Origin of the sequence: Haloarcula sp. Atlit-47R, assembly GCF_003665985.1 — an archaeon.
GTDB lineage: Archaea > Halobacteriota > Halobacteria > Halobacteriales > Haloarculaceae > Haloarcula > Haloarcula taiwanensis.
Genome location: NZ_QPLQ01000001.1, coordinates 368451 through 380742, shown reverse-complemented (window position 1 = coordinate 380742; position 12292 = coordinate 368451). Strand labels below are relative to the sequence as shown.

Genomic DNA, 12292 nt, shown 5'->3' with positions numbered 1-12292 from the left:
TCCGGCCACACACGCCATCTCGTATGGGCGAGCTACCGGACGAGTTTTCGTGTACCATCACCGACTGGGAGTACATCTACGGCCTCTGTCGAGACGTGGCCGACGACGTGAAGGCCGCCGAGTTCGAGCCCGACGTGGTCGTCGCGCTGGCGCGGGGCGGTTGGTTCGGCGGGCGCTGTCTCTGTGACTTCCTCGGGCTGGACGACCTGGCGAGCCTGAAAGTCGAACACTACGTCGGGACCGCGGCGAAAGGCGAGGAGGCACAGATTAAGTACCCGCTGGCCGACGGCGCGGTCGAAGGCAAGGACGTGCTGGTCGTCGACGACATCGCCGACACCGGCCAGTCAATCGAGACAGCCGCCGAGTGCGTCCGCGACCGAAACCCAAGCAGCGTCCGAACGGCGACGCTCCAGTTGCTCCAGACCAGCGACCACGAACCGGAGTTCGTCGGCGAGCGCCTCGACGAGTGGACCTGGGTCGTCTACCCCTGGAACTTCGTCGAGGACATGGTCGAACTCGTCGCGGGCGTGATGGCAAAGAGCGATCAGCAGACCCACACCGAAGATGACATCCGCCGTCTGCTCCGGGAGTACCACGGTGTTAGCCGGACGAATCTGGAAATCGCACAGCCGAACCGCTTGGGCGAGGTCACGACCGAGATGGAACGGCGGGACGTCGTCAAATCGGTCGGTGACGGCTGGCAACTCACCGACGACTGAGCAGGTCAGCCGCGACAGCCCGGCAGGTATCGCTCACGCTCGCTAGTCCCGACGCCCACTGCCGCTAGGTCCAATACACACCGCCGCCGGTCACGATACAAACGCGGTTAACGGCGAGTTCGGCCGTCGTCCCGAACGTACTCTAACGCACTGAGGAACAGTTCTGTGTCGACTCGTTCCTCGGACTCTTCGAGTCGTTCACGAATTTTCGTTGGAGTCATGTGTGTTGGTAACATGGTTCTACATCGGTATAACTCTTTCTCACCTGCTAACACATTCGACGCGAGCGCAGGTCTGACACGGCAGTAGGGCCGCCCGGTGGGCCGCCAAAACCATCACACGGGAACACCCCGTTGAGGGAATATATTTAATACCCTGCTCACCCAACAGAAACCATGGCCGCTTACGGCCGGCCGTCACTTCGAGACCTGTTCGATGAATCACCGACGCCGCACATCGCGCATCCACCGCGGAGTCACCATCGAGACTCCTACATCGCCACAGACGGGTCGTTCAGACCCCACAACGGCACCACATCACCCGACAGCGAGGCAGCTAGCTCGACCGGCGGACTGGGTGTCGTCGTGGAAACTCTCGACGGTGAGCGCGTCGTCAGGCTATCGGTCCCGGACACCTGCCCCGACAACAACGTTGCGGAGTATCGGGCACTCCATCTGGGGCTTGACGTGCTTGCGAGACGGGCTCCGCCCAACGCCCGCGTCGGCTTACTCATCGACCACGACCAGCTCGCTGAGAACGTGAACGCGGAGGTACTGGCCTCTCACGGCTCCGCCTACGACCCACCACACTCCGTGTCGGTCCCGCCGGCGACAGGGCTGCACTGGCGCGGGATTCAGGCACGTATCAACGGGTTCGGCGAGGTCCGCGCCGCACGGATTTCCGGCGACCGCAACCCCGCGCATCCGCTCGCGAACGCGCCCGACCAGTACGCCCACGTCAACGGCGAACCGGACCGGTGTGTCCTCCCCGACGCGCCGACCGTGAACGAACGCGTCCCGCCGCCGTCGCGCGCCGAGCGCGGCGGGGCATCGGACTGACGGCATCCGGTCGGTCCCACCGACCGGCGGCCCCCTGTTCTCTCGAATCGTTGCCGACAGCGCCGCGTCGCCATCTGGTTCTCTCCGGCCCTGCCCCCGAGTTCGGGATACTAACATACGGCGACGATTCTGCGAGATTCGACAGCCACGGTGAGAGCGTGTCGTAGCGAGCGGCTCTAGGGTGCTGTACCGGTCCTGTTTCACAGTAGATTATCTCTATAAGTTATGCAGATAGCGTAGCGAGTGGCCGCGTACGTTCGGGTAACGTCACACAGACCAAATTTTATGTATTAGAAATGAGATAGTATACGGTGGGAGGTGAGCTACGTTGAGTACCAGAACTGACGGACCCGACGGTTTCAGCGGACAGTACGTCGAGCAGCTGTTGCCGCGTCAGTCGCCGACGCGGCACGACCTCGTCCTCGCCGTCATCCCCGCGGTGTTTGTCCTCACACTCGCCGCCGCGGTCGTTCTGGGCCTCTCGTTGCAGGCGGCGATAACCGGCGCGTCGCTCGTCGGCGCCGTGGCGGTCGTCGACGCGCTCTTCCTCCACCCGCCGACCCGCGGCCGACGGCGAGGCGATACGTGACATCGCGTTCCGGCGACAGGCCTGAACGCTACGTTTTTCGGACGGATGATTCCGACCTAACTCGAAAAAAGCAGTCGCCTGTCCGTTACTCCTGTTGCGCGTCGACGACAGCGACGCCGGCGAGGTTCACGATGTCCTTGACCTCGTCGCCGCGCTGGAGGACGTGGACCGGCTTGTCCATGCCGACGAGCATCGGCCCGATGGCCTCAGCGCCGCCAAGCCGCTGGAGGAGCTTGTAGCCGATGTTCCCGGCTTCGAGGTTGGGGAACACGAGGACGTTCGCGGGGTCGTCGAGTTCCGAGAACTCGTAGGTGTCCTGCAGGATGTCCTCCACGACGGCGGTGTCGGCCTGCATCTCCCCGTCGACCGGGAAGTCGACGCGGTCGTCGTCCTGCAGGCGAGAGACAGCCCGGCGGATCTTCTTCGTCCCGAGGTTGTCGACGCTGCCGAAGTTGGAGTACGACAGCATCGCTGCCCGCGGTTCGACGTTGAACCGGCGGGCCAGTTCCCCCGTGTGGCGGGTGACCTCCTCCAGCACGTCCGCGTCGGGGGCCTGATTCACGGTGGTGTCGGCACAGAAGATGACGCGGTTCTTGAACGTCAGCATGTAGACGCCGGCCGCGTAGTCGGCGTCGTCAGCCGTCCCGATAACCTGGAGCGGCGGGCGCAGCGCCGAGGGATAGTGGTGGGTCAGGCCGGTCAGCATCGCGTCGGCGTCGCCCATCTCGACCATGACGCTGCCGAGGTAGTTCCCGTCCCGAATGAGCTCGTCGGCCTCGCGGCGCGTGACGCCCTTGCGCTGGCGGAGTTCGTACAGCCGGTCGGCGTAGTCGGCCACGTCGGCCGTCTCAGGGTCGACGACGACGGGGTCGAACTCAAGCCCGAACTTCCGGCGCGTGGACTCGATGCGGTCGGCGTCGCCGATGAGTATCGGCTCGGCGATACCCTGTTCGACCAGCTGGTAGGCCGCGCGGATCATCTTCTCGTCGTGGCCCTCGGCGAGCACGACGCGCTGGGGGTCGCTCTTGGCTTTGTTGAGCACGACGCGCATCATCTCGCGGGACTTGCCAAGCCGGGCTTCGAGTTCCTCGACGTAGGCCTCCGTATCGATTTCCGTCCGTGCCGCGCCGCTCTCGATGGCGGCCTCGGCGACCGCGGGCGTCACCTCGAACAGGACCCGCGGGTCCAGCGGTTTCGGAATGATGTAGTCCGGGCCGAATTGCAGCGGCTGGTCGCCGTAAGCCTTGACGACCTCGTCGGGCACATCCTGCTTGGCGAGGTCGGCCAGCGCTCGGGCCGCTGCCACCTTCATCTCCTCGTTGATTTCGGTCGCTCGCACGTCGAGCGCGCCGCGGAAAATAAACGGGAACCCGAGGACGTTGTTGACCTGATTCGGGTAGTCTGAACGACCGGTCGCCATGATAACCGTGTCGTCACGGGCGGACTTGGCAGACTCGTAGTCGATTTCTGGATCCGGGTTCGCCATCGCGAAGATGATGGGGTCGCTGGCCATCGACTGCACCATCTCCTGGTCGACGATGCCGCCGACTGAGAGCCCGACGAACACGTCGGCCCCGTCCATCGCGTCGGCGAGGCCACCCTCCGGAATATCCCGGGCGAACTCCTGTTTGAACCGGTTGAGTTCCTCGTGGGTCGCCCGCTCCTCAGTGATGATACCCGAGGAGTCACACATTGTGATGTTGTCCTTCGAGACGCCCAGAGAGACGTAGAACTTCGCCGAGGCAATCGCGGACGCTCCGGCCCCGGAGAAGACGACCTCTAGGTCCTCCAGTTCCTTCTCGGCGATGTCGGCCGCGTTGACGAGCGCCGCGCCGGAGATGATCGCGGTCCCGTGTTGGTCATCGTGGAACACCGGGATGTCGAGTTTCTCGCTGAGTCGGCGCTCGACTTCGAAACACTCCGGGGCGGCAATGTCTTCCAGGTTGATACCGCCGAAGGTCGGTTCCATCGCCGCCACCGTCTGTATCATCGCCTCAGCGTTGTCCGTGTCCAGTTCCACGTCGAACACGTCGATGTCGGCGAACCGCTTGAACAGCACGCCCTTGCCTTCCATGACCGGCTTCCCGGCCTCCGGACCGATGTCGCCCAGGCCGAGCACGGCGGACCCGTCGGAGACGACGCCGACGAGGTTCCCCTTCGCGGTGTACTCAAAGGCCCGCTCGGGGTCTTCGTCTATCTCCTTACACGGTGCGGCCACGCCGGGCGAGTACGCCAGCGAGAGGTCACGTTGGGTGTTCGTCGGCTTTGTTGTCGCAATCTCTATCTTCCCCGGCGGCTTGCTCCGGTGGTACTCCAGTGCGTCCTCGTCAAGTCCCATACCCGGATGTCGAACCCAACTGTAAAAAAGACAAGTTTACCGTCAACGGACGAGCGGTACAACGACGGTTGTCGAATACCGGCCGGTTGCAGCGGATTTTGCCCCGGTTGTATCCCATCAATTGGAAAATATCCACTGCCGAGACAGCGTCGTGCTGGACCGCCGTTGGCCCTCAGTTCGCGTTCGTGAGTTCGCCGACTCGGTCGGTCAGTTCGGTGACTGCGTCTTCCTGCTGGTCGGTCGCCTCGACGATCTCCTTCGTCGCCGCTTCGGCCTCTCGAGCGTGGTTCTGCGCGTCTTCGACCATCGAAGTCACGTTCTCGATAGCGCTCGCCTGATCGTCGTTGGCGTCGGCGACTTCCTGGATACCACTCGTCGCCTCCTCGACGGCGTCGGAAATCTCGTCCAGCGCATCCAGCGCGTCCTCAATCTCGGACTCCGCACGCTCGACCTGCTCGTGTGATGTCTCGACCATTTCGGCTGTCTCGGTCGCCTGGTCCTGAATCGAAGTAATGCTCGTCGAGATCTCGGAGGCGTATTCGCTTGTCTCGTTCGCGAGCGTTTTCACCTCGTCGGCCACGACAGCGAACCCGCTCCCGCTTTCACCGGCCCGGGCCGCTTCGATGTTGGCGTTCAGCGCGAGCATGTTCGTCTGCTCGGCCACGTCGGCGATTATTTCGACGATCTCGCTCACCTCGTCCATCTGGTCGTCGAGATCAGTGACGGTGTCCACGAGGGCTTCGCTCGTTTCGGCAAGCCCATCGGTGACATCCATGACTGCTTCACCGGCCGCTGAGCCGTCTTCTGCGGCCGCCTTCGCGCGCTGTGCTGCTGACGCCACTTCGCTGGACGTGGCGGCGACCTCCTCCATCCCAGCCCCGATGTCCTGAATGTTGTCGGCCGCTTGAGTGAGGGAGGCGGTCTGTTCGGTAACGCGACTTTCGACGGCCTCTGCGGACGAGTTCGCCTGTTCGATAGTGACCGCGAGTTGCTGTGCCTGCTCGTCCACCTGGTCCGCCAGCTCCTCGACCTGTTCTGCCATATCGTTGAGCGACCCGATGACTTCGTACAGCTGATCGTCGACGTATTCGCCGCCGTCAGTCCGGTCGAACGACGCCCGGGCGTCGAGGCGGCCGTTCTTGAGTGCAGCCATGGTCGATTTGACCTCATCGACTAGGTCCGTCACCGCCTCGTGGCGCTTGGCCTCATCAGTCCGGTCCTGGACCATCTCGACAACCGCGATGAGTTCGTCGTCCTCGTCGTAGATGGGGGCGGCGCTGAACGAGATGTTGCGCTCGTTTCCGTGCTGGTCGGCCATCACGCTCGTATCGCGGTACAGCGTGAAGTCCTCGTCTTCGACCTTTGGCACGTCGTACTTCCTGTGGGTCGTCTCCGGTGCGTCGAGGACCTTGTCGGCGAGGGTCTTCCCGCGTCGACCGTCTGGATAGAACGCCATGCTCGCCATCTCCATCTCCTTTGCTTCGGCCTCGGAGACACCAGTCAGGTTTTCGATCGAACTGTTCCAGCTGCGGATATCACCGTTCGTATCCAGAACAAAGAGCGGCGTCCCGATATGCTGCAGTACGTCGTGGTAGTCGAACCCATCGGTAGCGCTGTTTTCAGCTGTAGCGTCAGTGAAGGCGTCGATACCGGCCTGGGTGACTGACTGTGTTGTTTCCAGCCCTTCGTGAAGCTCTGCCTCGACAGTGTCGATAGCATTCTGTGCATCCGGGCCGAGTTCGTCCCGAAGCTGTTCGAACGCACTTTCGACGAGCGATTCCGTGACAAAGCCCTGGGTGGCGATGAACTCACGCTGGCTTATGCCAGCTGTTTCGTAGTCGTCAATCAGCGCCCGGAGTTCGTCAGGCTCGAGTTCGAACTGCCGCTCGACGTGCTGTGTCCCGATAGCGGCCGTCTCCGGGTCGTCGAAGCGATCAGTGAGGCGTGGCGAGTTCGGGTCAAGGGCGTCGGCCAGAAAGCGAGCTTGTCCGTCACTCGCGACGAATCCGCCGTCCGCCCGTCTGGCCGCAGCGTCCGGAGAACGGGACCGCTGGCCGTAGAGATAGGTGCGGATCTGTTCGAACATAGGGTGGTTATGTTACATTGGCTAACAGCTGTAGATAAAGATGACTCCGAGAGTATCAGTAAAGATAATTGTGCTCGGTGGCCGAGCGCGAAAAGAGAGCATAAGTACGTGCAACCGAAGGTCTAGGTATGACCACCCGTTTCCGCCGACTGGTGGCGACGACGACGGTGCTGACGTTCGCACTCATCCTGCTCGGCGTGTACACCGGTGCTATCGGTGCCGGGCTGACCTGTGAGGCACGCTGGCCGTTCTGTGACGGCTGGATGGGGCTGTTCCCCGCAAACTGGGCGAGTTTCGTCGAGTGGTTCCACCGTTTAGTCGCAATGATCACTGGCTTTGGCATCCTCGGTTCGACAATCGCCGCGTGGCGCGGTGAGTACAGCCGGCGGATCAAGCTTGCGACAGGTGTTGCCACGGTCGTGCTCCCGGTGCAGATTCTCCTTGGCGCGAACACTATCTTCAACTTCGGTGCCACGGCGCAGGTACTCCACCACGGGGCCGCACAGCTTATCTTCGGTGCGATGGTCGCGGCGACGGCGTGGGCCTACACCGATACGGCGGAGTCGCCGTCGGTACAATCGACCGAGACCCAGCACACAGCACGCGCTGACGATTGAACACGTGTCCCACCTCTGTGGGTAACACGTAAGATATATTCCGGTCTGTCGTGTGGTGAGGACTATGTCAGACAACGGTCTTTCACGACGCCAGTACCTCTCCACTGTCGGTGGAACTGCAGTAGCTGTCTCGCTCGCTGGGTGTTTCGGGGGCGGTGGCGGCGACGGCGGCGCTACCGAAATCACTGCCGGAACTGCACCGGGGTTCCCCCCGTTCGAGATGAAACAGGACGGCGAACTCGTCGGGTTCGACATCGACCTGCTTGAAGCGGTCGTCGACGAGACCGACTACACCCTTGCCGGCTGGGAAGAATTCGAGTTCAAGTCTCTGATCCCGGCGCTGACGAACGAGAATATCGACGTAGTCGCCGCGGGGATGACGATCAACGACGAGCGTGACGAGACCATCGACTTCACCGACCCGTACTACAGTTCGAACCAGGCGATTGTCGTCCGTGAAGACGGTGACTTCTCACCGGAGTCGATGTCGGACCTTTCCGGGCGCCCAGTCGGCGCACAGAAGGGCACGACGGGCGAGAGCACGGTCCAGTCGGAACTCATCGAACCGGGGAACCTCGACGAGTCAAACTACAACTCCTACGGCAACTACGTGCTGGCGGTCGAAGACCTCCAGAACGGCAACATCGACGCCGTCGTCATCGACGAGCCGGTCGCACAGACCTTCGCCGCACAGCGTCCGGTCACCATCGCCTTCACGTACGAGACGGGCGAGAACTTCGGGTTCGGCGTCCGGGAGGGCGACGACGAGTTCACCCAGGCGCTCAACGATGGCCTGTCCGCAGTCCGCGATGGGAACACGTACCAAGACCTGACGAACAAGTGGTTCGGCCAGCAGTAACCGATGCCACCGCTCCCGTTGCAGAGTGACTGGGCGTTTGTCGCCGGGAACCTCGACCTGCTGCTCGCAGGCACGGGTGTCACGGTCGGCCTGACAGCCGCGAGTATTCTGCTCGGCTTTCTGCTCGGCTTTCCGGCGGGGGCCGTCGAAGTGTACGGCCGTGGGCCGCTCAAACGCGCGGTCGAGACGGCCGGCGTCGTCCTTCGCGGCACGCCGCTGCTCGTCATCATTATCCTGCTGTTCTTCGGTCTCTCGGTGTCGAGCAGCGCCTTCGTGACGGCGACTATCGCGCTCGGACTCCGGAGTGCCGCGTACCAGTCACAGATCTTCCGCGGCGCACTCCAGAGCGTCGACGAGGGACAACTGGAAGCCGCTCGCGCCGTCGGCATGGGCCGGCTCCAGGCCATCCGGAGCGTCGTCGTGCCCCAGGCACTCCGCCGAAGCGTGCCCGGCTTCCAGAACGAGTTCACGATCGTCCTGAAAGACACGAGTATCGCCATCGTCATCGGTCTCGGCGAACTGCTGACTGTCGGCCAGAACCTCTACCAGGGCGGTCAAAGCACTGCTGCGCTTGAAATTTTCCTGACTGTGAGCCTCATTTATTTCGTTCTCACGTTCGTGACGAACCGCTCGCTCGATTACGTCGACGACCGCTTCAGCATCCCCGGCGGTGAGCGTGCATGAGCGACCCGTTACTGGAACTTGACGACGTGTACAAGTCCTACGGCGAGGAACAGGTGCTCTCCGGCGTCAGTTTCGAGATGGACGCCGGGGACGTGGACGTGGTCATCGGCCCCAGCGGAAGCGGCAAGTCGACGATGCTCCGCTGTGTGAACCGCCTCACCGAGATCGACAGCGGCGACATCTACCTCGACGGCGACTGCGTCACCGACGCCGACACCGACGTCAACGAACTCCGAAAACAGGTCGGGATGGTGTTTCAGGATTTCAACCTCTTTGCTCATCTCACGGCGCTCGGGAACGTCACACTTGGCCTGCGGAAAGTCCGCGGCATGGACAAATCGGCGGCCCAGGAGAAGGGGTACGAACATCTGGAACAGGTCGGACTGCTGGATCAGGCCGACTCGTACCCCGCTGAACTCTCCGGCGGGCAGAAACAGCGCGTCGGCATCGCGCGCGCACTCGCCATGGACCCGAAGCTCCTGCTGTTCGACGAGCCGACCAGCGCGCTCGACCCCGAACTCGTCGGCGAAGTCGTCGAGGTAATGCGCGACCTCGCCGCCGAGGGCATCACCATGCTCGTCGTCAGCCACGAGATGGGATTCGCGCGGTCGGCGGCGTCAGACATCATCTTCCTTGATGACGGGCGTATCGTCGAACACGGCCCGCCGGAACAGCTGTTCGAGAACCCAGAGGCGGCACGGACCGGCGAGTTCCTCAGTCGCTTGGAGACGACCCACGAGGGGGAGTGACCCATGGGGACGCCGGAGTCAACGACCGCCGGGCGAACGCTTCGCGCCCGCGCTGCCGGGCTGACCGACCAGCCGTTGACGCTGCTTACTGTCGCCGCCTTCTGGACGTGGCTCGTCGTGCGCTGGACGAACGACTTCCTGCTGGACGGGGCGCTCATCGAGCGCAATACGTCGTTCTTCCCGACTGCGCCGTTCGAGGCGGCCGCGTCAACGCTCGGTGGGCTCGCGACGAGTCTCGGTCCGGTCGGGGTCCCCGTCGGCTGGGTCGCCGGCTTCTTCGAGTTCCTGGCGGCATCGATCCCGTACTTGCCACCGCTGGCGACCGGCGTGTGGGCGACGATACTGCTGACGGGGCTGGGTATCGCGCTCGGTTTCGTCATCGCCGTCCCGCTTAGCGTCGCTCGGGTATACGGCGGGTCTATCACCCGTCTGGTCGCACTGGCGTACACCGAACTGTTCCGCGGAACGCCGCTGCTCGCCCAGTTGTTCGTCCTCTACTTCGCGACGCCGCTGACGGCAATCATCCGCGAACTGCCCACAGTCGGGACCGGATTCATTCCCGCACAGGCGTTCTGGGTGGCCGTTATCGCGTTCATGCTCAACAGCGCCGCCTACCAGTCGGAGTACATCCGCTCGGCGCTGAACTCCGTCCCGGAGGGGCAACTCACCGCCGCGCGCGCCATCGGCCTCTCGAAGGTTGATGGGATACGGCACGTGGTCCTGCCGCAGGGCCTGCGCTACGCGATTCCGGGCTGGTCGAACGAACTGGTGTACCTCATCAAGTACTCGTCGCTTGCGAGTTTCATCACTGTCCGTGAACTGTTCGAGCGGACCGACGCCATCGCCAGCGAGACCTACCGGTACACGGAACTGTTCGTCCTCGCCGGCCTGCTGTATCTGGCGCTGGTGCTCTCGGCGTCGCTCCTGATGGAATTCGTCGAGGACCGGGTCGCCATTCCCGGCCTCGGCACGACCAGCCGATGACTACATAAAGTCAGAAAGGCCAGACTGCTGGTCGTCATCGGCTGTCTCGCTCGCTGTTTCCGTCTCGTCGTCGGTAGCGCTGTCGTCCTCGGCGGCGTCGGAGCCAGCGCCATCGTCCGCCGCAAGCGTCACCTGCTGCTCGCCGTTCTCCTCGTCAGCGCTGGTATCCTGACTATCGGTCTCCGTATTGGTTTCGCCGTCCCCGTCGGCACTCGCATCCTCGAATGCCCCACCGGAGTGTTCGACGGCAGCTTCCTCCTTGAGTGCCTCGGCGTCAGCGACGATGTCCTGCACCTTATTCGTGTCTTTGCCCGATCCAGTGACGAATGAGACGTGCTCGGCCTCCATGTCGTAGGTCGCCGCCATTGCCACCGTCAGGTCCCGGTTCCGGCAGTGGTGAGTCATCGTCGAGAGGAAGGGCATGATCTCCCGGCGGGCGGTCCGCATCGACACGCCGTCGATAGCGGCAATCTGCTGGGCGACGTAGTCCCGTGTGTTCCGGGTTCCCTTCGACCGGCCGAGCTTCGACCAGTAGCTCGGCGGGCCGTAGCGAGTCCAGCCGCCCTTTGTCCCGTCCCGCGCTGCGGCGACGCCGGCGGTCATGTTGTCGCCGGCATACCGCCAGAAGGAGTAGTTCTGCGTCTCGCGGACGCGGCCAAGCCACTGGTCGGCGTTCGAGAGGAACTCGTAGGCGCGGACCAGTTCGGCCCCTTCGTAGTCCTTGGGCATGTTGTCCTCGATCCAGTTGATGAGGTCATCGGGCGTCTCATCTACGTCGTAGCTGGCCTCAAGGGCTTCCTGTGCGCCGGCCTCCTTGAGCACCACGTCGAGGTACTCGAAGATGCCCTCAGTCGTGTCGCGCTCGCCGGTTACCACGTCGTCGGCGGTCAGCTGCTCTGTCGTTTCGGCGATGGCTTGGAGGTCTTTGACCGCGCCCCGCAGGTCGCCGCTGTTCTGCTCAGCGAGTTCCTGCAGCGCGTCGGACTCGTACTCGACACCCTCCTGGCGGCAGAGGTCACGGAGAACGGGGACGATAGAGCGGGGCGAGACGTCCCGGAACTCGATGTCCTGGCAGTTGTTTCGCAAGCCGTTTGACATCTCGTAGTACTCGTTGGCGATGAGAATCATCGGCTGACTGGCCTCTTTCACGAGGGCCGTGATCGCTCGTGCACCCCCGCGGTCGGCGTTGCCGTGGATGTTGTCCGCCTCGTCCATGATGACGAGCCGGCGGCCGCCACCGCCAGCGGTCAGCGTCCCTGACTTGGCCGCCTCGCCGGCAACCCGATTGATAACGTCCTTGGTCCGGGAGTCGCTGGCGTTGAGTTCGATAGTCGGCCACCCCATGTCGTTTGCCAGCGCGTGGGCCGCTGAGGTCTTCCCGATACCCGGGGAGCCATAGAGGATGACCGCCTCACGGTGGTCGTCCCACGTCTCCGCCCACTTTTTGAGTGCGTCGCGGGCCTTGTCGTTGCCCCGCACCTCCGACAGTGTCGTCGGGCGGTACTTCTCCGTCCAATCCATTGGCTCGTTGTTGGCGCGACCGGCGTTTAGGGATTGCGGAGCGGTGTCGGTCCACTACTGAGATTTTTATTGAAAGCACCGGACAGTG

11 protein-coding genes are annotated in these 12292 nt (G+C 63.3%); 8 read left to right on the top strand and 3 right to left on the bottom strand.

Going from position 1 to position 12292, the window contains the following annotated elements; genetic code table 11:
- Positions 1-23 precede the first annotated feature (23 nt).
- From DVK00_RS02015 to DVK00_RS02005, 3 genes are all read left to right on the top strand, one after another.
- The gene (locus DVK00_RS02015; RefSeq protein ID WP_101350701.1) at positions 24-719 is read left to right on the top strand and encodes a phosphoribosyltransferase; all 696 of its coding nucleotides are present in this window, start codon (positions 24-26) and stop codon (positions 717-719) included.
- A 395-nt stretch (positions 720-1114) separates the two neighbouring features.
- The gene (locus tag DVK00_RS02010; RefSeq protein WP_121577148.1) at positions 1115-1777 is read left to right on the top strand and encodes a ribonuclease H; all 663 of its coding nucleotides are present in this window, start codon (positions 1115-1117) and stop codon (positions 1775-1777) included.
- 328 nt (positions 1778-2105) lie between these two features.
- Positions 2106-2366: a hypothetical protein gene (locus DVK00_RS02005; RefSeq protein WP_101350699.1), complete on the top strand. Its 261-nt coding sequence runs from the start codon at positions 2106-2108 to the stop codon at positions 2364-2366.
- Positions 2367-2451: 85 nt separating this feature from the next.
- On the opposite strand, the gene DVK00_RS02000 is transcribed toward DVK00_RS02005, so the two are convergent.
- Positions 2452-4704 (bottom strand): NADP-dependent malic enzyme, encoded by a 2253-nt coding sequence (locus DVK00_RS02000; RefSeq protein WP_101350698.1) that lies wholly within the window; start codon positions 4702-4704, stop codon positions 2452-2454.
- A gap of 172 nt (positions 4705-4876) precedes the next feature.
- A complete protein-coding gene (locus DVK00_RS01995; RefSeq protein ID WP_101350697.1) occupies positions 4877-6790 on the bottom strand; it encodes a methyl-accepting chemotaxis protein in 1914 nt (637 codons plus the stop codon).
- A 128-nt stretch (positions 6791-6918) separates the two neighbouring features.
- Between DVK00_RS01995 and DVK00_RS01990 the strand changes: the two genes are divergently transcribed.
- The 5 genes from DVK00_RS01990 (at position 6919) to DVK00_RS01970 (ending at position 10683) form a co-directional block, all read left to right on the top strand.
- A complete protein-coding gene (locus DVK00_RS01990; protein ID WP_053967533.1) occupies positions 6919-7407 on the top strand; it encodes a COX15/CtaA family protein in 489 nt (162 codons plus the stop codon).
- Positions 7408-7471: 64 nt separating this feature from the next.
- Complete coding sequence (locus tag DVK00_RS01985) at positions 7472-8266, top strand: basic amino acid ABC transporter substrate-binding protein (RefSeq protein ID WP_101350696.1); 795 nt, start codon at positions 7472-7474, stop codon at positions 8264-8266.
- A 3-nt stretch (positions 8267-8269) separates the two neighbouring features.
- Positions 8270-8950 (top strand): amino acid ABC transporter permease, encoded by a 681-nt coding sequence (locus tag DVK00_RS01980; protein ID WP_101350695.1) that lies wholly within the window; start codon positions 8270-8272, stop codon positions 8948-8950.
- Entirely contained in the window at positions 8947-9699 is a 753-nt protein-coding gene (locus tag DVK00_RS01975; RefSeq protein ID WP_101350694.1) for an amino acid ABC transporter ATP-binding protein, read from the top strand. The genes DVK00_RS01980 and DVK00_RS01975 overlap by 4 nt, the downstream gene beginning before the upstream one ends.
- A gap of 3 nt (positions 9700-9702) precedes the next feature.
- On the top strand, positions 9703-10683 hold the full coding sequence (locus tag DVK00_RS01970; RefSeq protein WP_101350693.1) for an amino acid ABC transporter permease: 981 nt from the start codon (positions 9703-9705) through the stop codon (positions 10681-10683).
- Here the strand turns inward: DVK00_RS01970 and DVK00_RS01965 are convergent, their stop codons facing one another.
- A complete protein-coding gene (locus tag DVK00_RS01965) occupies positions 10684-12204 on the bottom strand; it encodes a replication factor C large subunit (RefSeq protein ID WP_101350692.1) in 1521 nt (506 codons plus the stop codon).
- Positions 12205-12292 lie beyond the last annotated feature (88 nt).